At 64.4% G+C, this 22,232-nt stretch carries 20 protein-coding genes; 11 read left to right on the plus strand and 9 right to left on the minus strand.

Translation table 11 applies throughout. The features are described from left to right. Nucleotides 1-8: 8 nt before the first annotated feature. The 3 genes from GM668_RS18465 to GM668_RS18475 all read right to left on the minus strand — a co-directional run bounded on the left by GM668_RS18465 (nt 9) and on the right by GM668_RS18475 (nt 4,773). Nucleotides 9-1,142 carry a sensor histidine kinase gene (locus GM668_RS18465; protein WP_155440428.1) on the minus strand — a complete coding sequence of 378 codons (1,134 nt, stop codon included), beginning with the start codon at nt 1,140-1,142 and terminating at the stop codon, nt 9-11. A 102-nt stretch (nt 1,143-1,244) separates the two neighbouring features. Further along, nucleotides 1,245-3,809, minus strand: coding sequence for an ATP-binding protein (locus GM668_RS18470; RefSeq protein WP_155440429.1), 2,565 nt, complete (start codon nt 3,807-3,809; stop codon nt 1,245-1,247). A 229-nt stretch (nt 3,810-4,038) separates the two neighbouring features. Beyond that, a complete protein-coding gene (locus GM668_RS18475; RefSeq protein WP_155440430.1) occupies nt 4,039-4,773 on the minus strand; it encodes an SDR family oxidoreductase in 735 nt (244 codons plus the stop codon). A gap of 108 nt (nt 4,774-4,881) precedes the next feature. Here GM668_RS18475 and GM668_RS18480 point away from each other — a divergent pair, with 108 nt between their 5' ends. Then, on the plus strand, nt 4,882-5,775 hold the full coding sequence (locus tag GM668_RS18480; RefSeq protein WP_155440431.1) for a LysR family transcriptional regulator: 894 nt from the start codon (nt 4,882-4,884) through the stop codon (nt 5,773-5,775). A gap of 156 nt (nt 5,776-5,931) precedes the next feature. Here the strand turns inward: GM668_RS18480 and GM668_RS18485 are convergent, their stop codons facing one another. Beyond that, on the minus strand, nt 5,932-6,318 hold the full coding sequence (locus GM668_RS18485) for a hypothetical protein (RefSeq protein ID WP_155440432.1): 387 nt from the start codon (nt 6,316-6,318) through the stop codon (nt 5,932-5,934). A 126-nt stretch (nt 6,319-6,444) separates the two neighbouring features. Here GM668_RS18485 and GM668_RS18490 point away from each other — a divergent pair, with 126 nt between their 5' ends. The 6 genes from GM668_RS18490 (at nt 6,445) to GM668_RS18515 (ending at nt 12,360) form a co-directional block, all read left to right on the plus strand. Then, a complete protein-coding gene (locus tag GM668_RS18490; protein WP_155440433.1) occupies nt 6,445-6,951 on the plus strand; it encodes an O-acetyl-ADP-ribose deacetylase in 507 nt (168 codons plus the stop codon). Between the two features lie 120 nt (nt 6,952-7,071). Further along, complete coding sequence (locus GM668_RS18495) at nt 7,072-8,616, plus strand: efflux transporter outer membrane subunit (protein WP_229499520.1); 1,545 nt, start codon at nt 7,072-7,074, stop codon at nt 8,614-8,616. 62 nt (nt 8,617-8,678) lie between these two features. Next, complete coding sequence (locus GM668_RS18500; protein WP_155440434.1) at nt 8,679-9,176, plus strand: MarR family winged helix-turn-helix transcriptional regulator; 498 nt, start codon at nt 8,679-8,681, stop codon at nt 9,174-9,176. A gap of 3 nt (nt 9,177-9,179) precedes the next feature. Further along, the gene (locus GM668_RS18505; RefSeq protein ID WP_229499522.1) at nt 9,180-11,303 is read left to right on the plus strand and encodes an FUSC family protein; all 2,124 of its coding nucleotides are present in this window, start codon (nt 9,180-9,182) and stop codon (nt 11,301-11,303) included. Further along, nucleotides 11,293-11,484, plus strand: a complete 192-nt coding sequence (locus tag GM668_RS18510) for a DUF1656 domain-containing protein (protein ID WP_155440435.1) — start codon at nt 11,293-11,295, stop codon at nt 11,482-11,484. Before GM668_RS18505 ends, GM668_RS18510 begins: the two co-directional genes overlap by 11 nt. Nucleotides 11,485-11,499: 15 nt before the next feature. Next, nucleotides 11,500-12,360, plus strand: coding sequence for an efflux RND transporter periplasmic adaptor subunit (locus tag GM668_RS18515; RefSeq protein WP_155440436.1), 861 nt, complete (start codon nt 11,500-11,502; stop codon nt 12,358-12,360). Between the two features lie 27 nt (nt 12,361-12,387). On the opposite strand, the gene GM668_RS18520 is transcribed toward GM668_RS18515, so the two are convergent. Both GM668_RS18520 and GM668_RS18525 read right to left on the minus strand, forming a co-directional pair. Then, complete coding sequence (locus GM668_RS18520) at nt 12,388-12,699, minus strand: hypothetical protein (RefSeq protein WP_155440437.1); 312 nt, start codon at nt 12,697-12,699, stop codon at nt 12,388-12,390. A gap of 9 nt (nt 12,700-12,708) precedes the next feature. Beyond that, a complete protein-coding gene (locus GM668_RS18525; protein WP_155440438.1) occupies nt 12,709-13,359 on the minus strand; it encodes a thiol:disulfide interchange protein DsbA/DsbL in 651 nt (216 codons plus the stop codon). A gap of 178 nt (nt 13,360-13,537) precedes the next feature. Between GM668_RS18525 and GM668_RS18530 the strand changes: the two genes are divergently transcribed. The 3 genes from GM668_RS18530 (at nt 13,538) to GM668_RS18540 (ending at nt 17,428) form a co-directional block, all read left to right on the plus strand. Beyond that, nucleotides 13,538-15,643 carry a M1 family metallopeptidase gene (locus GM668_RS18530; protein WP_155440439.1) on the plus strand — a complete coding sequence of 702 codons (2,106 nt, stop codon included), beginning with the start codon at nt 13,538-13,540 and terminating at the stop codon, nt 15,641-15,643. After that, nucleotides 15,644-16,507 carry a hypothetical protein gene (locus GM668_RS18535; protein WP_155440440.1) on the plus strand — a complete coding sequence of 288 codons (864 nt, stop codon included), beginning with the start codon at nt 15,644-15,646 and terminating at the stop codon, nt 16,505-16,507. It abuts the gene before it with no gap. Between the two features lie 108 nt (nt 16,508-16,615). Continuing rightward, nucleotides 16,616-17,428 carry a DODA-type extradiol aromatic ring-opening family dioxygenase gene (locus GM668_RS18540; protein ID WP_155440441.1) on the plus strand — a complete coding sequence of 271 codons (813 nt, stop codon included), beginning with the start codon at nt 16,616-16,618 and terminating at the stop codon, nt 17,426-17,428. Between the two features lie 112 nt (nt 17,429-17,540). Here GM668_RS18540 and ylqF read toward each other — a convergent pair whose 3' ends face one another. Beyond that, nucleotides 17,541-18,464: a ribosome biogenesis GTPase YlqF gene (gene ylqF / locus GM668_RS18545; protein ID WP_229499524.1), complete on the minus strand. Its 924-nt coding sequence runs from the start codon at nt 18,462-18,464 to the stop codon at nt 17,541-17,543. A 262-nt stretch (nt 18,465-18,726) separates the two neighbouring features. Here ylqF and GM668_RS18550 point away from each other — a divergent pair, with 262 nt between their 5' ends. Then, complete coding sequence (locus tag GM668_RS18550; protein ID WP_155440443.1) at nt 18,727-20,712, plus strand: OPT family oligopeptide transporter; 1,986 nt, start codon at nt 18,727-18,729, stop codon at nt 20,710-20,712. 11 nt (nt 20,713-20,723) lie between these two features. Here the strand turns inward: GM668_RS18550 and GM668_RS18555 are convergent, their stop codons facing one another. Further along, nucleotides 20,724-21,971, minus strand: coding sequence for a cation:proton antiporter (locus GM668_RS18555; protein ID WP_155440444.1), 1,248 nt, complete (start codon nt 21,969-21,971; stop codon nt 20,724-20,726). After that, entirely contained in the window at nt 21,968-22,231 is a 264-nt protein-coding gene (locus tag GM668_RS18560; RefSeq protein ID WP_155440445.1) for a phosphopantetheine-binding protein, read from the minus strand. Before GM668_RS18560 ends, GM668_RS18555 begins: the two co-directional genes overlap by 4 nt. Nucleotide 22,232: the final 1 nt, after the last annotated feature.

The following is a 22,232-nucleotide window of genomic DNA, read 5'->3' on the forward strand; positions in this document are numbered from 1 at the left end:
GGCAGGCATTACGGTTTCTCCTGTACAGTCAAAGTCATGACGGCGCTGGCGCCGTCGCCGCGGATGTCCAGCGCCAGGCTGCCGTGCGCCCCATAGCGGGCTTGCAGGCGGCTGCGGATATTGGCCAGCGCCATGCCGGCGCCGCGCCGGTGCGGCCGCTGCGCGGCAGCCTGTCCCAGGCCATCGTCATCGACGCGCAAGACCAGCCGGCCGCCATCGAGCCGTGCCGACACCGTCACCGTTCCGCCCTCAACTTTCCCTTCAATACCATGGTGGATGGCGTTTTCAATCAGCGGCTGCAGCAGCAGCGTCGGCATGCGCACGGCGCGCACCGTGGCGTCCGCATCGATGCGGTAAGCCAGCCGCCCGCCCATGCGGATGCCCATCAATTCCAGGTAGCGTTCCGCCATGTCCAGTTCCGCCGCCAGGTGGCTGTCGCCTTCGCGCATCTGCGTCAACCCCGCCCGCAAATAATCCGTGAACGCTTCCAGCATGCGCCGCGCGCGGGGCGGATCGGCATCCATCAGGCTTTCCACATTGGCCAGCGTGTTGAACAGGAAGTGCGGTTCGATCTGGCCTTGCAGCAGCCGCAATTGCGCTTCCGTCGCCATCAGTTGCAGCGCGCGCTGGCGCTGGTGCTGGCGCAGCCGCACCAGCCACCAGATCCACGCCACCACCGACACCACCAGCACCAGGATGTAAAAGCGCGCCTGCGCCAGCGGATGGGCAATCGCGTCAGTAGCGCTGAAGTGCCACGTGAATGCGGCGATATACAAACCGCTGAATGAGCCTTCCGTCAGCGCCGCCGCCAGCGCCAAGTTGCAAATGACCATCGCACGCCAGTCGGTGGGATCGGACAGGCGCGCCAGCCAGCGCTCCGGCAGCACTTTTTCCAGCAGCCGCGCCAGCGCCAGCGTGAACCACGCGATCAGCAGGCACACCACCATGTTGAACGGGTACGACGCCCGCCACCAGCCGGGATCCGATTCCCGCCCTGTCAATACGCCGGAAATGGCCATCAGCAGCGTTCCCGCTGCCACCGCTATGGCGGAGCCGACGGCGATACGGGCCCACAGCGGTTCTTCCCGGTGCTTTTTCAGCGTCCAGAACGTATCCCACGCGATTTTTAATGAAGATTGCATGTCCGCCAGTGTAGGGCAGCCGGGCCCGCAGCGACAGGCCCCCGTGACGAATCGACAGGAAATGCGACGGCTGGCGCCGAAGACGGATGAATGGAGCGCCGCTCAGACTTCCGGCGCTGCGCAGACGGCGTCGATCATGCCGCACAGTTGCGGATACTGGTGCTGTTCCAGCATGGCCACCACGCCCTGCACGATGTCCGGATGGCTGTGGCGGCAAGATTCCAGCAACTCCAGCGCGCGCGCCGTGTACAGCAAGTGCAGCGATTCCTTGACGCCCACCAGCACGTCGTAGGGCAATTGCGCCAGCGCGGATTCCGTCAGCGGCTGCGGCCTGGCCAGCGGCGCGCGCTGGCGGCGGCGGAAACGCACGCCCAGCTGATGTTCCAGCACCTGGAACAGCTGGTCTTGCTCGATCGGCTTGCACAGGAATTCATCGGCGCCCGCGTCCAGCGCCTGCAGGCGTTCTTCTTCAAATGCCGATGCCGTCATCATCACCAGGCGAGGCGGGGCAATGCCAGGTTCCGCGCGGATGCGGCGCATCACTTGCAAGCCATCCATGCCCGGCATGCGCCAATCCATGATGACCAGCGCGGGCGGACAGCGTTTCATGGCAGCCAGCGCGCTGGCGCCATCGGCCACCATTTCCACCATGAAGCCCAGCGGCGACAGCAAGCTGTCGATCAGGCGGCGGCTGTCTTCATTGTCATCGACCACGAGAATGCGGCGGCCCCGCTGCGACGGCTCCAGCGCTTCCACCACGCTGGCCGCTTCGCCGGGTGCTGCGGCGGCGCCTTCCACTTCAATGCTGAAGCGGAATTCCGCACCATTGCCCAGTTCCGATTCCACTTCCAGCTTGCCGCCCATCATGCGCACGAATTCGCGGGAAATCGTCAAACCCAGGCCCGTACCTTCGTTGGAACCCGTGTTATCCGCCTGCACAAACGGTTCAAATATGCGCTGCTGGTCTTCGCGCGCAATGCCGCGGCCCGTGTCGCGCACCGCCAGCGTCAACGCGTAGCGGTTCTCTTGCAGCAGTGTGGCGCGTGCCACCAGCGTCACGCTGCCCTGCTCCGCAAACTTCACGGCATTCGAAACGAGGTTCAGCAGCACTTGCCGCAGGCGCGCGCCATCAATGCGCACGGCGCGCGGCAGCCCGGCGCAATCGAGCGTCATTGCCAGGCCGGCCTGGCGGGCCCGTGCGCCCAGCATGTCCATCACTTCGCGCAGCAAGCCTTCCACATCGACCACTTGCGCCTGCAGCGTAATGCGGCCCGCCTCGATTTTCGACAGTTCCAGCAAGTCGTTGATCAGCGTAAGCAAATGCTGGCCGGAGCGGTTGATGACAGCCAGGTTGCGCTTTTCTTCTTCCGTCATCGTCTGGGAATCCGCCAGCAGGCGCGAGAAGCCGAGCACGGAATGCAGCGGCGTGCGCAATTCATGGCTCATCGTGGCAAGGAACACGCTTTTCGCGCGGCTGGCCGCCTTTGCCTCCGTCACGGCCACCGACAGCGCTTCCGTGCGCGCATCGACCAATTCTTCCAGGTGGTTGCGGTGGCGGCGCAATTCATGTTCCGCCATTTTGATTTCCGTGATGTCGTAATTGACGCCCACCATGCGCAGCAATTCGCCGTCGGCGCTGCGGAATGGCCGGCCTGCCGCCTTGATGTAGCGGATCTGGCCATCGGGCCAGCGGATGCGGAATTCCGTGCGGTATTCGCCCTCGCCCCGGCGCACGGCGTCGATCTGGCGGTTCACGCGCACCAGGTCTTCCGGCAGCAAACGCTCTTCCCAGGTTGGCACCGAACTGTCAAAGGAACCAGGCGGCACGCCATACTGGCGGTGCATTTCGCGGTCCCACACCAGCACGCCCGTGCGGGCATCCCAGTCCCAAATGCCGATATTGGCGGCATCCGTGGCAATTGCCAGCCGCTCTTCCGACGCTTGCATGGCGCTGTAGCGGCTATCGAGCAATTCCACCATTTCCAGGATGGATTCGTTCAGCGTCTGCAATTCGCCAAAGAACAGGCCAGTCTGGGGCGCCTGGCCTTCGCGGCTGGCCTTGTCGCCTGCTTTCACGGCAGCCGCATAGCGCCCCACCCGCTTCAGGGGTTTCAGCACCACGTACCACAGCAACAGGTACACGCCCGCCACCAGCGCGATATCCAGCCCCACGATGGCCATCGTCAGTTCCACGCGGCGCGCGCTCAACGTTTGCAGCACATATTGCGGCGTCACGTACATTTTCACGGTACCGACCGCGCGCCCGGCCGCTTCAATGGTCCGCACGGCCGTCCGTAGCGCCGGCAAGTCGGGCGGCGTCGCGACCCGTTCGATTTCACCGTTGGCGTTGCGGATAAAGACAAATTGCATGCCATTGCTGAGGGTTACCGTGCAGCCATATAAATCGCGGTTACTGAGCCCGGCGCGCACGATGGCAATAATCTGGCGGTCGTCGAAGTTCCATGCAGGCAGTGCAATTGCAGCCGTCAATTGATCAGCGCTGGCTTCCAATCCCCGGTGCAATTCGCGCCACCGCTCCTTGCTTTCCGCGTTGTAAGAAAGCATCGCGAAACCCGCCAGCAAAACGGTGACCAGCGCAGCCAGCGCGGTACTGACGATGAAGACAATGGAAATGCGGCGGCGCGCCTGCTGCTGGAGGGTATCCATGCCGGCCATGGAGGATGCGCCCACTGATTCTGTCGCCCTCCGGGGAAAGATGGCCATGCCGCCCGCCTGCATTTGTGACAAAGATACATCAATGCTAACGGGAAACAGTCAATTTGTAACCTGCACCTTGGTACAAGTGCATATTCCGTCACACACTTGCTGGGCCAGTGCGGTAACAATTGCAGGCCGCCCCGGCCGCCGGAAATAACAACCGGCAGTTACCAATTCTTCACACCATGCCGCCGTTGGCCCGCAACACCTGGCCATTGACCCAGCCGCCGCCCTCCCCGGCCAGGAACGCCACCGCCGCGGCGATATCTTCCGGCGTGCCCAGCCGCCCCAGCGGCGCCAGGTTGGCCAGCCGCTCGACCGCTTCCGGCGATTTGCCATTCAAAAATAACTCCGTGGCGGTCGGACCGGGGGCAACCGCATTGACCGTGATGGCCTTGCCCCGCAATTCCTTGGCAAAGATGTGGGTCATGGTTTCCACGGCAGCCTTGGTCGCGCTGTACACGGCATAGCCCGGCAAGCCCAGCCCGATCACGCTGGACGAAAAGTTTACGATGCGCCCGCCGTGCGCCAGCCGCGTTGCCGCCGCGCGCAGCGTGTTGAACGTGCCTTTGACGTTGACGGCAAACAGGCGGTCAAAGGTGGCGTCGCCGGTTTCGGCCAGCAGCGGCAGCGCGGGCGGCATGATGCCGGCGTTATTGACCAGCACGTCGATGCGGCCAAAATGTTCAATGGCCGTGGCGAACATGCGCTCGACGGCCGCGGCATCCGCCACGTCCGCCTGTACAGGCAACGCGTGGCCGCCATCGGCGGCGATGGCGTCCGCGACAGCCTGCGCTTCCGCCGCATTGCCCGCGTAATTGATGACGACGGCATACCCGCCGCGCGCCAGGCGCCGGGCAATGGCGGCGCCGATACCGCGCGACGCGCCCGTAATGATGGCAACTTGCTGCATGGTGTACTCCTTCCTGTGATGTCGATGGCGCCAGTATCCGGATTTCTACGGCATCAATAAATACGGTGAAATTGCATATACTATGCAATATTCATCAATAATCTCACCATGGACCGCTTCGATACCATGCGGCTGTTTTGCCGGATCGTGGAACTGGGCAGCTTTTCCCGCGCCGCTGCCGATTTGCACTTGCCCGCCGCCACCGCCACGCACGCGATCCGCGCGCTGGAAACCCGGCTCGGCGTGCGCCTGCTGCAGCGGACCACGCGCCACGTCAGCCCCACGCCGGATGGCGACGCGTATTACCAGCGCAGCGTGCGCATCCTGGCCGACGTCGAAGAAACCGAAGCGGGGCTGGGCCATGGCGGCGCGCCGCCCCGGGGCAAGCTGCGGGTGGATTTACAGGGCACGCTGGCGCGTACCTACGTGCTGCCACGGCTGGACGCATTCCTGGACCGCTATCCGGACATCAGCCTGGAAATCGGCATGGGCGACCGGCTGGCTGACCTGGTGCGCGAAGGCATCGATTGCGTGTTGCGCGTGGGCGAACTGGCGGATTCCGCCATGATCGGCAAGCGCGTGGCCACTTTGCGCCAGGTAACCTGTGCGGCGCCGTCGTATGTGGACCGCCATGGCGCGCCTGCGGGTTTGGATGACTTGCCCCGGCACCGGGCCGTGAATTTCATCGCGCCCAATGGCAAACCGTTCCCGTTTGACTACGTGATCGGCGGGGCCGTGCGCAGCGTGACCTTGCCCGGTGTGGTGTCCGTCACGGATGCGGATGCGTATGTCGCGTGCGCTGAACGGGGACTCGGGCTGGTCCAGCTGCCGCGCTATCACGTGGAGCGGCAGCTGGCGGCAGGGACGTTGCTGCAAATATTGCCGCAACTGGTGGCGCCGGACATGCCGGTGTCCGTGCTGTACCCCCACGCGCGGCAACTGTCGCCGCGGGTGCGCGTGTTTGTCCACTGGCTGGCCGACGTCATGGCCAGCGTCAGCTAAGTAAGTACGCATAAATTCTTGTGAATTCTGACTTCCATAACCGGCGCCCTGCCGCGTTGCCCGCTGCTAGCAGTGCTCGCACTGCGTCGCACCGGGCGCCTTGCAGTGCATCCGGTTCTGTTTGTCATAATTTCACAATAATTTCTTGGTACTTACTTAGCGCTGCGCGCCATCCTTCTGCGGCCCGCGGGCCGGCATGGTTTCAATGTGGTCGACGCCGATATCGGCGCCGTCGCGCACGACTGTGTCGCGGCCTGCTGCAGCCCGTTCGCCGGTGCCGCCGGCATCCGTGTCGCTGTCGAGATCCGCGTCGCCCAGGTCGGGCCCTGCCGTGCCATGCGCCGTGCCCATTTCCGTATCTTCATTGGTGCCCTGCGCGAGCCCCGTATCGACTTGCTGCGCAAGGCCGCTGCCGCCCTGCACGTCGCTGCCGGAATCGGAACTGTCGCTGGGCCCCAGCGCGCCGGTGCCATGGCCGCGCCCCAGTGAGCGGTCCGGCGCTGCCGGGAAATTGTCGGGGTCGAGTGTACTGGTGCCAGACATGATGTTCTCCTGAATAGATTTGGCCTGACTCTAACAAAGGCGCCCAAGACAGGGCGCGACCGTGCCTGCCGGAACGGTTTTGAGTGGTCTACAATGAAGCATCGCCAAATTTGCGGAGTCTCCATCATGGCCGGTCCCCAGTTGCGCGCTGTTGTTGCCGATATCACGACGATGGAAGTCGACGCCATCGTCAATGCTGCCAATTCATCGCTGCTCGGTGGCGGCGGTGTCGACGGCGCCATCCACCGTGCCGCTGGTCCGGAATTGCTGCAAGAATGCCGCCAGCTGGGCGGCTGCAATACCGGCCAGGCCAAGGCCACCAAGGGCTATCGCTTGCCGGCCGCCCACATCATTCATACAGTCGGTCCCGTGTGGCAGGGCGGCGGCCGCGGCGAATCCGACTTGCTGGCGTCGTGCTACCGCAATTCGCTTGAACTGGCGGCCAAACTGGGCGCCCGCACCATTGCTTTCCCCTGCATCAGCACCGGCGTGTATGGCTATCCGGCCGCCGATGCGGCAGTCATTGCCGTCGATGCGGTACGGGCCGCCGCCCCTGCCAGCGGCCTGGCTGAAATCACGTTTTGCTGCTACTCCGAGCGCGACCTGGCGCTGTATGAAACCCTGCTGAGCTGATTTTTTATCTACGCAAAACCACCGAGCGGGGCCTGTGGCGGCCACTTATTTCATCAATGTACTATTTATTGATATAATTCTTTCGTCATCTTGCCGGAGGAACTACCATGAAGATTCGACTTGTTGAGACGGAAGCCGACATGGACGTCGCGCAAACCCGCAAGCACGTGGTGCGCTGAATCCATGCCGCGCCGCGCCCCCCTTGCCCTTGCGCTGTCCCTGCTGCTGGCTGCCTGCGCCAGCCCGGATGGCGCCATGCCTGCCAAAGCGCGGCTGCTTGAACCGGCGCATCTGGACGCCGGCAGCGCCATCGCCGCCGCGGCGCAGGGGGAAGCGGCGGCCTGGCCTGATGAAACATGGTGGACCGTGCTGGGCGATCCCCAGCTCGACCGCCTGGTGCAGCGCGCGCAGGAAGGCAATCCCGGCTTGCGCGCCAGCGCCGCGCGCGTGCGGCTGGCGCAGGCGCTGGCCGGCGTGACGGAAGCGGCCGCCGGTCCCGCCGTGAACGCGTCGGCCAGCGCCGACCGTACCCGCTATCCGGAACACGGCGCGGCGCCTGCCGCCATTGCAGGGCGCACGCTGTGGAAGGAAAACGCCGCGCTGACAGGCGCCATCGACCTGGATGCGTGGGGGCGCCACCGCGAAGCGCTGCAAGCGGCGCTGGGCGACGTCAAAGTCGCCGAAGCGGAACAGCAAATGGTGCGGCTCGCGCTGCAAACCGCCATCGTGCGCGCTTATATCAGGCTGGCGCATGCGTATGCGCTGCACGATCTCGCCACGGCAACGCTGCAGCAGCGCCAGCGCCAGCACGCGATGGCGCAAAAGCGGCACGCGGCGGGCCTGTCGGGCGCATATGAGACGGCGGCATTGGCCGCCACCCTGCCCGCTGGTGAACGCGGACGGCAGCAAGCGATGGCGGCCATCGCGCTGCTGCAGCACCAGCTGGCGGCATTGACCGGCCAGGGACCGGGCGACGGCGAGCGCATCGCCCGGCCAGTGCTGAACCTGGGGCCGGCCCAGCACCCAGGCGCTGCACATCGCATGCCGCCAGTGGCCTGGGCGGCCAACGCGGCGCTGCCCTCCGCGTTGCCGGCACAGCTGATCGGCCGCCGTCCCGACGTGGCAGCCCAGCGCTGGCGGATCGAAGCCGCTGCCCGCCGTATCGGCGCCGCCCGTGCAGACTTTTACCCGGACATCAATATCGCCGCGTTTGCCGGTTTGCAGGCATTCGGCTTTACGCGCTTGCTGGAAGCGGGCTCGCGCACCATGGGTGTGGCGCCCGCCATCAATTTGCCCGTGTTTGACAGCGGCCGCCTGCGCAGCAGGCTGGGTGCGCAGCGTGCCGCATGGGATATCGCTGTCGAACAATACAACGGCGCCGTCGTGCAGGCGCTGGCCGACGTGGCCGGCGCCGTATCCCAGCAGCGCGCCATTGCCGCCCAGTTGCAGCAATCTGAAGCGGCACAGGCAGCCGCCATGCATGCGGAGACGCTGGCGGAACGGGCATGGCGCGCCGGACTGACGGATGCGGACGCCGTGATCAATGCCCGCATGAGCGCCCTGCATGAGCAGCAAAATGTGCTCGACATGTCGGCACGGCTGCTGGAAAACCACACATTGCTGATGGCAGCCCTCGGTGGAGGGGTGAAAGCGGAGATACATTGATGAATATTTAACTGTGCGATATACAATCAAACCTTTCATAGTGGAGAGAAAGGAGAGCGCAAATGAGCAGTTTTGATGCCACCAACAAGCGCCTGAAGAACATCCACGCACGGCTGCCAGCCTTCCCGGAAGAGCTGATCCGCCTGATGCGCATGACATACCACGTGCAAAAACGCATGAAGGATTTGTCGAATGCAGCGCTGCGCAAGTATGACCTGGTCGATGCCAGCTATATGGTGCTGGCGGTGCTGTACGGTTCGGACAATGAAACGTCCACCGCCTCCAACCTGGGCGAAGCCTGCATGGAGAAGCCCGCCAACCTGACCCGCGTGTGCAATGACCTGGAAAGCCAGGGCTTGATCACCCGGGGCAACCGGCCCGGCGACCGCCGCTGCGTGATGATCACGCTGACGGAGGCGGGCCGCAAGCTGGTGGAACAAGTGATGCCCGAAGTGTGGTCCCGCACCACGCGGGCTTATGACGGCTATACGCCCGATGAACGCAGGCTGCTGGAACACCTGTTCAAGCGGCAATTGGACAACCTAGAGAATGTGAGCTAGCCCATGAATACCAGCCCGGCCTCCAGCGAAACAACAATGCAATGGATGGCCGGGCTGGTGCAGCACTGGGCTGCATCCGACGGCGCGCGCTGGCTGTTCGTGGCGCGCACCTTGCTGGCCGCCTTTGGCGCGCTGGGACTGGCCTTTCACTTCGGCCTCGATTCGCCTTCCACGGCGATGACCACCACCTTCATCCTGGCCCTGCCCTCTGCCGGCATGGTGCTGGAAAAAGCGTATTACCGTTTGATCGGCACGGTGGTCGGCTGTGCCGCCGCACTGGTGCTGTGCGCGCTGTTTATCCAGCAGGCGCCCTTGCTGTTTGCCGGGCTGTCGCTGTGGCTGGCCGCCTGCACGTGCGGCGCCGCGCTGCACCGCAACCAGCAATCGTACAGTTTTGTGCTGGCCGGCTATACGGCCGCCATGATTGCCATTCCTGCCCTTAATGCACCGGACAGTGCATTCATGCTGGCCGCCACGCGCTTGACGGAAGTGGGCGTCGGCATCGTGTGCGCGGGGCTCGTGCATGACGTGCTGTTCCCCCGCCGCCATCAGGCAAGCGTGCTGCACATTGCCGCCGCGCGCCACCAGCGCTTTGCCGCCTTTTGCCGCGATGTGCTGTCGCACCGGCTCGAAGAAAGCACGGCGGAGCTGGCGCACTTGCGCTTTGCCGCCGATATCGCCGCGCTGGAAACCGGCCGCGCCGCCGCCAGCTTTGAAGCCGCGCATACGCATGGCCACACGCGCCGGCTGCATGCGTATAACAGCGCGTTCATGGCCGTGCTGGGCACGTCGTACACGCTGCACCGCTTGCTGCTGCGGCTGCGCGCGCAAGCAGGTTCGCCGCTGCCTGGCCTGCTGGAACCAAGGCTGGCGGCGCTGGCTGCTGCCATGGCCCGGCCGCAATGGGCACCCCCTGCCGCACCGCAGGCAGCAACGGGCGCAGAGGGGCTGGCTCCATCGGCCGTGCTTTTGTCCCGCGCGCAGCAAATCGACTTGGAAACCGCGCACGAATTGCTCGACCGTTTTACGCATGAATACAGCGCTTTTGCGGGCCTGCACGACAGTCTCGCGCAGCCGCATGGCCCAGCCGGCAATACCGCCGCCCCGCACTCCTGGGCCTACGAACCCGCCACGCCCTGGCCGATTGCCCTGGCCAGCGGCGCCCGCGCCGCCTGCGCGCTGCTGTCGGCGGGCGCGTGCTGGTACTGGCTCGCCTGGCCGTATGCCGCCAATGCGCTGATCCTGTCGTGCATCTTTTGCGCACTGGCGTCGTCATCGCCCCGGCCGGCCGCCATGATCCGGCAAATCCTGTCCGGTTTTTTGCTGGCGTGGCCGCTGTCGTTTGCCACGGAATTCTGGCTCGTCATGCAGGCAGACAGTTTCGCCACGCTGGTGCTGGCCGCCGCGCCAGTCTTTGCATTGGGCGCCTGGCTGGCGACGGATCCGAAACGGGCCGGCATGGGCATCGGCGTCATGCTGTTTGCAGCGCAAGTGGTGGCCCCGGCCAACCAGATGCAATACGACATGGGCGCCTTCCTGAATGCGGCGTTGGCCATGATCGGCGGCGTGCTGCTGTCGTGGGCAGTCTTTGCCGTGCTGCTGCCGCAACACACGATGGGCCGCGCCGCTTACATCGCCCGCGCACTGTGGCGTGAAACCCGCACTGCCTGCACGGCGCGCACGCGTACGGCCCGGCAGTTGCACCGCTTGCGCCACCGCTTCGACAACCGCGTGCGCGACTTGCTGAACCAGCTGGCCGCCGCCAGCGGCCCCGCGCCCGGCAGTGAAGCGCGCGCCGTCGTGCGCCAGGCATTGATGCTGCTGGAACTGGGCCATGCCGCCATCGGCTTGCGCGCGCTGGCGGCCAGTGCGCAGCCGGGCGATGCCCGTACCGCGCTGGAAGCATGCGTGCAGGCGCTGGCCGCGTACTGCCGCCGGCCATCGGCCGCCACGCATACGGCCGTGCAACAAGCCGTCCTGGCTGCCGGGGCCACTGCACGCACCGCCCTGCCGGGCGCCGATGCAGCGCGCCAAACGCGCCTGCGCGCGGCGCTGGCCGACTTGCACGCGCTGCATACGTCGCTGCTGGACCAGCCCATTGAAAAGGATATCAACCATGCCCCGTGAACTCGACGTCTTCGGCATCCTGCTGCCCACCCTGATTCCCCTGCTATTGGCCAGCGTTGTGCTGCAAGGCTTGCTGGACAAGCTGCTGGCCGGCGTCTACCGCGCCGTGTGGCATCCGGCGCTGGTGCGCCTGTCCCTGCTCACCTGCATCTTTTGCGGCCTGACCTTGCTGCTTTCCTGAACCGCCACTGCCATCATGCGCGACAAACTCACTCCCCTGTTCCGTTTTCTACTTTCCGCCGCTGTCGTCGGCGCCGCCCTGTGCGCGGGCAAAACCGCCTGGACGCATTACATGGAATCGCCATGGACACGCGATGGCCGCGTGCACGCCGACATCATCAGCATCAGCGCCGACGTGGCGGGCATGGTGGCGTCCGTCCCCGTGCACGATAACCAGCTCGTGCACGCGGGCGATATCCTGTTTACTGTCGATCCGGCCCGCTACCGCGCCGCACTGGCGCAAGCGGAAGCAGCACTGGCAGCGCAGCAGGCCGAAGTGCGCCAGCGCGGCCGCCACGCGCAGCGCCGCGCCCGGCTCGATGACGACATTGTTTCAGCGGAAAACCGTGAAGATGCGGGCGACGTGGCCGATGCCGCCACGGCCCGGCTGCGCGCCGCGCAGGCTGCGCGCGACCTGGCCAAACTGAACCTGGAACGCACCGTGGTCAGGGCGCCCGCCGATGGCTATGTCACCAACTTGCAAATACATGCGGGCGACTACGCGGCAGCCGGCGCGGCGCGGATGGCGCTGGTCGACAGCGCATCGTTTTACGTGATCGGCTATTTCGAGGAAACGCGGCTGCCGGCATTGCGGGCAGGTGCAACGGCGGAGATACGGCTGATGGGCGGCGGCCCCGCGCTGCGCGGCCATATCGACAGTATTGCCCGTGGCATCACGGACCGCGACGCCAGCGGCCCCGGCTTGCTGGCCGACGTACACCCGACATTCAACTGGGTGCGGCTGGCGCAGCGGGTGCCTGTCCGTATTGCGCTGGACAAGACAGCGCTGCCGCTGGTGGCCGGCGCAACGTGCACCGTGGAAATCAAGGGCGGGTAAAGAAAATGCCCGCTGGGCGGGCATCATTCATTGCGGCGTCAAATGCGTCAGCGCATAGCCGACGTGTTCCCACCAGTGATCCCGTGTTTTCACGGTTTTCATGCAGGCGTGGTCGATTTCCGTAGGGAACACGCGGTCCGCGCACTTGCGGTTGGCCAGCGCATTGCGCTGGTTTTCCGCGTTGGCCAGCGCCAGCATCAGCCATGCCGAAAACGTGAGGGTCACCAGCAGCAGGCTCCACGCCACATGGTTGATGTAGCGGCGCCCCACCAGTCCGGCCTCGTCGGGCGCGGACTCGCGGTAAATTTCCATCACTTGTTTTTCGGTATCACTGCTCATGCTGAAGCCTTATTTTTTGGCAGCTTTGGCAACCAGTGCGTCCGCCACTTGCAGCGTTGCCACGATGGCTTGCTGTTCCGGCTGGCCCGGACGGCCCGCGATCGACGGGGACGTCACGTAGCGGCCATCGATGACCAGCGTTGGTGCGCTTTCCACTTTGTAAGCGCTGATCACGGTGCCGGCTTGCTTCATTTTAGTCTGCACGCCGAAGGAATTGAAGAATTCCATGTACTTGGCTTTATCAACGCCGTTTTTCGTGATGAAGTCCGTGATCTGGTCATCCGTGCGCCAGTGGTTGCGCTCCACATGGATGGCGCGGAACAGCTTGTCATGCACGACCTCCACCTGGTTCATGGCTTCCAGCGTCAGGTAAGCGTGCGCATACGGGTCGTTCGGGCCCGATTGCGGGAAGTGCACGCGGCGGAAGGCAATCTTGTCGCCCTGCTTTTTCACCCATTCATGCAGCAGCGGGTCCATTGCATTGCAGTGTGGGCACGTGTACATGAAGAATTCCACCACTTCGACTTTCTTGTCGGCTTTGGTTGGAACGGCCGGGGTCAGCAATTTATAGTCAACGCCTTCCTTGGGTTCGGCGGCAGAGGCGCCCGCTGCGGCAAACGACAGCGTGGCGGCGGCGAGGATCAGGCGTAGAAAACGCATAACTTCCCTTCCAATCAATAAGTAAGTGGTAGACGCCGCGAGATTACCATTATTTGCCTTGGCGCTTGCGGCGAATCAGTAAAAATCCGTTACGGCGGCGGATTTTAAGGCTCAATTAAGGGCGCTGGCAACCGCGCGTTGGTTTATAGTTGCGACGGCAACTTTTTACATATTCCCTATGACATTTCACAACGTCCGCAAATGGCTGCGAGCGGCCTCTGTCACGGCCATGCTGTGCGGCGGCCTGGCAGCGCAAAGCGTGCTGCTGGCGCAGGCGGTGGTCTACCCTATCCCGCAGCCATACACCGATACCGGTATTGCGCTGGCGCCCGCGCACATGCCGCCCATCCGTGAAGCCAGCAGCAACGCTGCGTGGGGCGGTGTGCGCAGCGGCAGCGAAACCACGTTGTCCGACCGCGTGGCCAGCTACACGATAGCCGCTACGCTCGATCCGGTGCGCCATACGGTGGCCGGCAACGAAACCCTCACGTGGCGCAACCGCAGCCGCCGCGTGGTGCGCTCCGTCTACGTGCACCTGTACCTGAATGCGTTTGAGCACAAGGACACGACGTTTTATACGGAACAGCGGCGCGGCCAGTCGATGTTCGGCAGCGAGCCGATCGACGATGGCTGGGGCTATACGAAACTCAACCAGGTGCGCCAGGGCCAGGCCGACGTGCCATGGTCTTTCGTACAGCCGGACAATGGCCCGGCAGGCGACCATACGGTGGCCAGGCTGGACTTGCCGCAGCCGGTCGAACCGGGCGGCACGGCGCAACTCGATATCGCGTTCACCAGCCAGTTGCCGAAGCTGGGCACGCGCAGCGGCTACGTGGGCAGTTTCCACTTTGTTGCGCAATGGTTCCCCAAGATCGGCGTGCTGGAATTGCCCGGTGAACGGGGCGCGGTGGAAGAACGGTGGAATGTCCACGAATACCATGCGGATTCCGAGTTTTACGCGGACTTCGGTTTATACGACGTCAAGCTGACGGTCCCACGGGAATACACGGTGGGCGCCACCGGCAAGCTGCAGGGCGCGCCGGAGGAACGCAACGGCATGCTGACCCACCACTACGTGCAGGGCGACGTGCATGATTTCGCGTGGACCGCCGACAAGCGCTATGCGGCGCCGCTGACGGGCACGTGGCAGGGGAAAAACGGCCAGCCGGTGGACATCCGCGTGCTGTACACGCCGGAATTTGCGGCCAGCGCGGCGCCCTCGCTGCAGGCGGCAAAGGATGCGCTGAGCTGGTATGCCTCGCTGCTGGGGCCTTATCCATACGCCACCTTGACCATCGTGATCCCCCCATACAACGCCACGGGCGCGGCGGGTATGGAATATCCGACGCTGTACACGGCAGACAGCTTTACGCACATCGCGCCGGGATCGCGCCAGGCATTCGACATGGAGACCGTCAATATCCATGAATTTGCGCACAACTATTTCCAGGGCATCATCGCGTCCAATGAATTCGAAGAACCGCTGCTCGACGAAGGCATGAATGAATACACGAACATGCGCATGCAGACGGAGCGGGGGCACAAGTCAGCCATTGCGCCGCCGTGGCTGCGGCGCCTCGGCATCAATCCAGCAGTCGAACCGTTCGATACGGAACGGGCCGACGCCATCCTGAACCAGCCGGCCGACGCGGGCGCCGCCAGCGCTTATGTGCGCCTGCAGGGCGTGGGGCAAGTCTACGTGCGGGGCGCGCTGCTGTTCCGCGACCTGGAAGCGCAATTAGGCAAGGAAGCCTTGACGCAAGGCTTGCGCGAATACTACCGCCGCTGGCGCTTCCGCCACCCCAGCGTGGCGGATTTGCGTGAAGCGCTGGCCGATGGCAGCGGCCAGCGTGCACTGGTCGAGCGCCTCTTCGACCTGCAAGTATTTGGTGCGGGGCGCATTGATGACAGCGTGGCGGAATTCCAGTCCGAACAGGAGCCAGCGGCCAGCGGTTCGAAAAGCGGGCCGCAGTGGCGCACGGAAGTGCTGCTGCGCCGCCGCGGCGCCGCCGTGCCGCAAACGCTGGCCGTGCATTTTGCCGACGGCAGTACGGAAACCGTGCAGTGGGACCCGAAGCATGGCGAACAATGGCAGCGCTTCGTGTGGACGCGCACGGCGCGCGGCTTGTCGGCGGAACTGGACCCGCAGCGCAAGCACATGCTGGACGTCAACAAGCTCGATGACAGCCGCACTGCCACGCCCGATAAATCCGCCGCGCGGCGCTGGACACTGGATCTGGCTGCGGCAGTCCAGCTGGTACTGACCCTGATTGCCTCCTTATAAATGAATGCTTCGCTTGAATCCCTGAAAACCCTGTGCGTGCACTCCGCGCGCCGCGCACTGCAATGGCGCTTGCCCGTACTGTATGCGGCCGTGTTGCTGCTGCCGGTCGTCATCATGGTGGCGCCCGCGTGGGTCGTGCTGGATACGCAATTGTCCTATTCCGTCCATGCGGCCGCCCTGGCGCAGCAACTGGACCTGGCATCCCTGACGGACTTGCTGGAAGTGGGCAAACAGCATGCGCTGGGCGCACAGCTGGCGCTGTGGGTGGCGCTGGCGTGTACCGCGCTGTCGTCGCCGCTGCTGGCCGGCGCCACGGTGACGGCGGCACGCAGTACCGAACCGCTGCCCTTGGGCGCACTGCTGGCCGGCGGCATGGCGGAATATGGACGCATGGCCCGCATGCTGCTGTGGTCCGCCATCGTCATGGGCGCCGCACTATGGCTGGGCGCCTCTTTGCGGGAACTGGCCCATCCGGACGAAGCCCTGTTGCCGGCGGATGGGCAATGGGCCGGCTATGCCGCCAAGGCCGCCACTTTGCTGCTGGCCTGGGCGGCGCTGGTGACGGTCGATGCGGGCCGCGCCGTGCTGGCGGCGGACCGCCGCCGCAAATCTGCCGTGAAGGCGTGGTGGCAAGGCATGGCGCTGCTGCGCAGGCAACCGGTGGCGGCGCTGGGCAGCTATGCGGTACTGGGCGCCGTTGGCTTTGGCGTGGCGGGATTGCTGGGCCTGGCGCGGCTGCATTTCCCCACCGGCACGCTGCCGGGGGACGTGGCGGCATGCGTGCTGACGCAAGTGATTGCCGTGTTGCTGGCGTGGTTCCGCGCCGCGCGGCTGTTTGCCCTGGTGACGGTGGCGCGGCAGTGATGGTTCCTGCAGTAATTGTTCCATTGATGGGATAGTTTGTTGCTGAAACACCCGTTTATCCCAGCGCCGGCAAGGCGTACAGTGGAAGCCAACTGAAAGGAACTTCTTATGTCCACCTTGCCTGTCTATTTCTTATCCCATGGCGGCGGCCCGTGGCCGTGGATGCTGGATCAATATGGCGGCCGCTACGATGCGCTGAAAGCATCGCTGGAAGCCATCCCCGTGGAACTGGGCGCCAGGCCGCGCGCCGTGCTGGTCGTGACGGCGCACTGGGAAGCGCCGGAACCCCGTATTTCTTCCAGCGCCGCGCCCGGCATGATTTATGACTATGGCGGGTTCCCTGACTATACGTACCGCATCCGCTATGGCGCGCCCGGTGCGCCGGACGTGGCGGCGCGCGTGCAGGCATTGCTGGGCGCGGCTGGTATGGTTTCGCATCTGGATGGCGAGCGCGGCTTCGACCATGGCACGTTTTCCGCGCTGGCGCCCATGTATCCGGATGCTGGCGTGCCCATCGTGCAATTGTCGCTGAAGCAGGGGCTCGATCCTGCCGAGCATCTGGCCATGGGCCGCGCGCTGGCGCCGCTGCGCAATGAAGGCGTTTTGATTGTCGGCAGCGGGCTCAGTTACCACAACCTGCGCCAGTTTGGCGGCGCCGGCGCGCAGGCGTCGCACGTGTTTGATGCATGGCTGCGCGAGACGATGGCGCTGCCGCCGGCAGAACGCAGCGCGCGCCTGCTGGCATGGGAACAGGCGCCCGCCGCACGGCAGGCGCATCCGCGCGAAGAGCATTTGTTGCCGCTGATGGTGGTGGTTGGGGCTGCTGAACAGGATGCCGGGCACGTGCAGTACCACGAAGAGGCGTTCATGGGCGCGCTGGCAGTGTCCAGCTTCCGGCTGGGAACGGCAGGCACGGCTTGAGCGCTGGAGGCTTTCTGTCCCTGCGCGCGATAGCAGCGGCCGGTACGGATCAGCAGTGGGTAGCAGTGGATCGTACGTTTTAGTATGCGCGGAAATCTGACGGATAGCCCGCTCAGGTCCCGCGCTTGCCCTTCATGCGCTCCGCTTCCTTTTCGGCCGCCTTTTGCGCCGCCTTTTCCGCCTTGATGCGCTGTTCTTCTTCAAACACGGCCAGTGCAGCCGCGCGGGTTTCCGGCGTTTCCAGCGAAATGCGGCCGATGATGCCGCTGCGGTATTCCGTCAGGAACGTGTGGGCGGCTTTTTCATAATCCATGTCGCCGCCGCGGGCGCGGAAACCGCGCTTGGCGGCAATGCCTTCCACCACGGCGATGCCGTCCATCTTGTCGATATCCTTGAAGCCGTAACGGGCCACCAGCAATTGCGGATAGCGGCGCAGCAGTTCGCCCGCGAGGAATTCCGCCACTTCTTCTTCAATCAGCGCATTCGAGCCGACTGCGTGGCTGGCCGCCAGCATCAGGCCGTCACTGGGCATGGCAATTTTCGGCCACAGCATGCCGGGTGTATCGACCAGCACGGTATTTTTATCGAGGTACAGCTTTTGCTGGGCCTTTGTCACGGCCGGTTCATCGCCGACTTTCGCCACGCGCTTTTTCAACAGCGCATTCATCAGCGTGGACTTGCCCACGTTGGGTATGCCCATGATCATGATGCGCAGCGGTTTTGTCGGCACGCCACGGTGCGGCGCCAGCGGTTTCGCCAACTCCAGCACGCGCTGCACGTCGCCCGGCTTTTTCGTCGTCATGGCAAACGCCGTCACGCCTTCCTGGCGGCTGTAATACTCGACCCACGCGCTGGTGGCGGCCGGATCAGCCAAATCCACTTTGTTCAGCAACTTCAGGCACGGGCGCTGGCGGAACTTGCGCAATTCGTCCACCATCGGGTTGCAACTGGCTTCAGGCAGGCGCGCGTCCACCACCTCGATGACGAGGTCGGTATTCTCCATCTGTTCCGCCGCCTTCTTTTTGGCGGCGTTCATGTGTCCGGGGAACCACTGTATTGACATGCTCTGGCCTTTGCGTTTCTTGCTTGAAATCCTCTATTTTACCTCGAACCCCAAGGCAACCACCAATCCTTCACTTGGGCAACCCTGGTTTTGCCCCCCTGCGCGGCGGTATGAATTTCGCGTTCCGGACCGGAATTACCGCCGCCATTGCTGTATCAGTTTGCAATGAGGTCGGCTATCATGTGGCACCGAAATCTTTCGGTCTTATCAATATTTTTATCTGGAGTAGCGAGAGATGCAAAAATCTTCTCCATCCACGCCCGGGGAAATCACCCTGCGCGGAGTCGTCCTGGGCATACTGATTACCCTCGTATTCACAGCGGCGCAAGTGTATCTCGGCCTGAAGGTGGGCCTGACTTTTGCCACGTCGATTCCCGCGGCAGTCATTTCCATGGCGCTGCTGAGCGCCTTCAAGACCGCCACCATACAGGAAAACAATATCGTCCAGACCATCGCATCAGCGGCCGGCACGCTGGCGTCTGTGATTTTCGTGCTGCCCGGCTTGCTGATGATAGGCTGGTGGGCCAACGTGCCATTCTGGCCCACTTTTGGCGCCTGTGCCATTGGCGGCGTGCTTGGCGTGATGTACACGGTGCCGCTGCGGCGCGCGCTGGTATCCCAATCCGACCTGCCCTATCCGGAAGGCGTGGCTGCGGCGGAAGTGCTGAAAGTCGGAACCCAGTCGCGCAGCGGCGCTGCCGAAGGCAAGGCCGGCCTGTGGGCTGTGATCTGGGGCAGCCTGGCGTCCGCGCTGTATGCCGCGGGCGCGGCCGTCAAAGTCATGGCCGGTGAAATGGCCGTGTATTTCCGCGCCGGCAACGGCGCTACCGGTCTCGGCGCGGCCAGCTCGCTGGCGCTGGTCGGCGCGGGCCACCTGATGGGCATCACGGTCGGTATCGCCATGCTGGCCGGTATCGCGATTGCATGGGGCGTGCTGGTGCCGATGCTGACGGCCGCACTGCCGGCATCGAGCATGCCGGCGGCCGACCTGGCGCTGTCGGTCTGGCAAAATGATGTGCGCATGATCGGCGCCGGCTGCATCGGCGCGGCGGCTATCATCACCCTGGCGGGTTTGACCCGCCCCGTGATCGATGGCTTGAAATCAGCGGTGGCGGCATCGCGCCAGGCCAAGGAAGGCGGCGCCGACTTGCCCCGTACAGAACAGGACTTGCCGATCTTTATCGTCGGCCTGACGACGCTGATTGCGCTGGTGCCGGCTGGCTGGCTGCTGGCATCGTTCCTGCAGGATGGCAGGCTGGGCGCTGCAGCACCCGCGCTGGTCGCAGTGGGCGTCGTCTACATTGTCGTTGCCGGGATGTTTGCCGCCGCAGTGTGCGGCTATATGGCGGGCCTGATCGGCTCGTCGAATTCGCCGGTATCGGGCATCGCGATCCTGGCCGTGCTGGGTGCCGCGCTGTCGGTGGGCATGGTCGGGCGCCACGTAATGGGACCGGAAGTGAGCCAGGCGCTGATTGCCTTTGCGCTGTTCGTCACCACGGTGGTACTGGCCGTGGCCGTCATCGGCAACGATAACTTGCAGGATTTGAAAACCGGCCAGCTGGTCGACGCCACGCCGTGGAAACAACAGGTCGGGCTGCTGATCGGCGTACTGGCCGGTTCGTGCGTCGTACCGCCGGTGCTGGATTTGCTGAACCGCGCCAACGGCTTTGCCGGCGCCCCCAACCTGCAGGCGATTTCCAGCGAGCCGCTGCCCGCGCCGCAGGCGGCGCTGATTTCCACGCTGGCCAAAGGCGTTATCAGCGGCAACCTGCCCTGGCACCTGATTGGCTGGGGCGCCGTGCTGGGCCTGGCCCTGTCGGCAGCGGACTTCCTGCTAAAAAAGGCCAGCCATGACAAATACAGCCTGCCGCCGCTGGGCGTCGGCCTGGCGATCTACCTGCCCAGTTCCGCCACCACCCCGGTCATTGTCGGCGCCATGGCAGGTTGGCTATTCGAGCGGGCGATGCAGGACCGGCCCTGGGGGGAAGTTGCCAAACGGCTGGGCGTACTGGTCATGTCAGGCTTTATCGTCGGCGAAAGCCTGTTCAACGTCGCCCTGGCGGGCTTGATCGTCATGACCGGCAATGGCGAACCGCTCGCCATTGCCATCAACCTCGACCAGCCGGCCATGATGCTGGCGGCACTGGCCGCCGGCCTCGGGCTGATGGGCGGCCTGTACAAATGGTCAGACCGCCACGCCAGCATGATCGACGCCAAATAAGCGCCGCGCTGTCAGGCCATGCCGCCGCTGTTCGGCAAAGGCATGCCGGGGGTGGCATAGCGCTCCCCCAGCAGCCAGCGCAGGGCTGGCGCCGTGATGCAAGTGCTGGCCAGCGCCATCATGGCCAATGCGGAAAATATCTGCGTACCGATGATGCCGGCATCGAGCAGGATATTGATGGCGACCAGCTCCATCAAGCCCTTACACTGCATCAGGCTGCCCAACGCCATGGAATCCGCCCACGCCAGGCCGGTCTGACGCGCCGCCAGCGCCACACTGGTGAACTTACCCAGCACCGCGCCCGCCGTGACGATCGCCGTCAATTGCCAGAACAGCGGGTCGCCGCTGTGGATATCAAGGCGCATGCCGGTCTGGATGAAAAAGAATGGCAGCAGCAAGACCTGCACTTGCTGCAGGAGCGGTTCGCGCCAGTCGTCAAACGCGCGCCGCGGCAAGACTGTGCCGGCCATGAAGGCGCCAAAGATCGAATGCAGGCCGATCCAGTCCGTCGCCACCGACGACATGAAGATCACCGAGACCGACAGCAGCAAGCGGTCCGCCACGCCCATGCCTGGCTGGCGCTCCAGCCAGCGGCGCAACAAGGGCCGTACCATGCCGAACATCACCAGCAGGTAAGCGGACAACGCCAGCGCCATGTGCAATGGCTGGTCTCCGCCCTGTCCCAGCGCCAGCACCACCGCCAGGGACAACCAGAGCCACAAATCATCCAGCAAAGCGCAATTGACAGCCAGGTTGCCCAGTGTGGTATTGAGCATGCCAATTTCGCGCAGGATCGCCACCAGCACCGGCATCGCCGTCACCGACAGCGACAAGCCCACCGCCAGGCAAAACGTCAGTACCGTGCTGTTCGCGCCCAGCAATTCCGGACGCGCCGCGTACAGGCCGTATCCGATCATCGCGCCCATTGCGGCAGTGCTGCCAAAGCCGGCAATACTGATTGGAACAAAGCGCCAGGCGCCCCGTTCCGATGGCCGGGGCGCCGATTCGGCGCCAGTCAGCGCGACCAGCAGCGACACACCAACCCAGCCGAGCCCGGCCAGCGAGGATGCCAGCGGCCCAGCCTGCAAATCGACCTGGTGCTGCTGCAGCCAGCGGTCCAGGCCGCTGGCATGGATGAACAGGCCGAACACCAGTTGCACGAACACCAGCGGGAACAGGCGGTCAATCCGAAAAACCTTGCTCAACACCACGGGCAAGGCCATGTATGCCAGCAGGGCGGTAAAAAACGAAGCCGTCATGCAGCCTCGCAACCGGAAACCGCGCCATCGTCCAGCGCGCGGGCCAGCGCCGCCACAGTGCCGGCCCGCATCACCTGGGCCGCAGTCACGGAACGGCCCAACAGCCGCTGGCACTTGAACGCGATCTTCACGGCTTGCAGCGAACTTCCGCCCATTTCAATAAAGTTATGGTCGCGCGCCAGCGCGCCGATATTAAGTACCTCTTTCCAGACCGAGCCGATCTTTATTTCCAGCGGGGTCCATTCTGCAGTAGGGTCCATT

The organism is Pseudoduganella ginsengisoli, assembly GCF_009720865.1.
GTDB lineage: Bacteria > Pseudomonadota > Gammaproteobacteria > Burkholderiales > Burkholderiaceae_D > Rugamonas > Rugamonas ginsengisoli.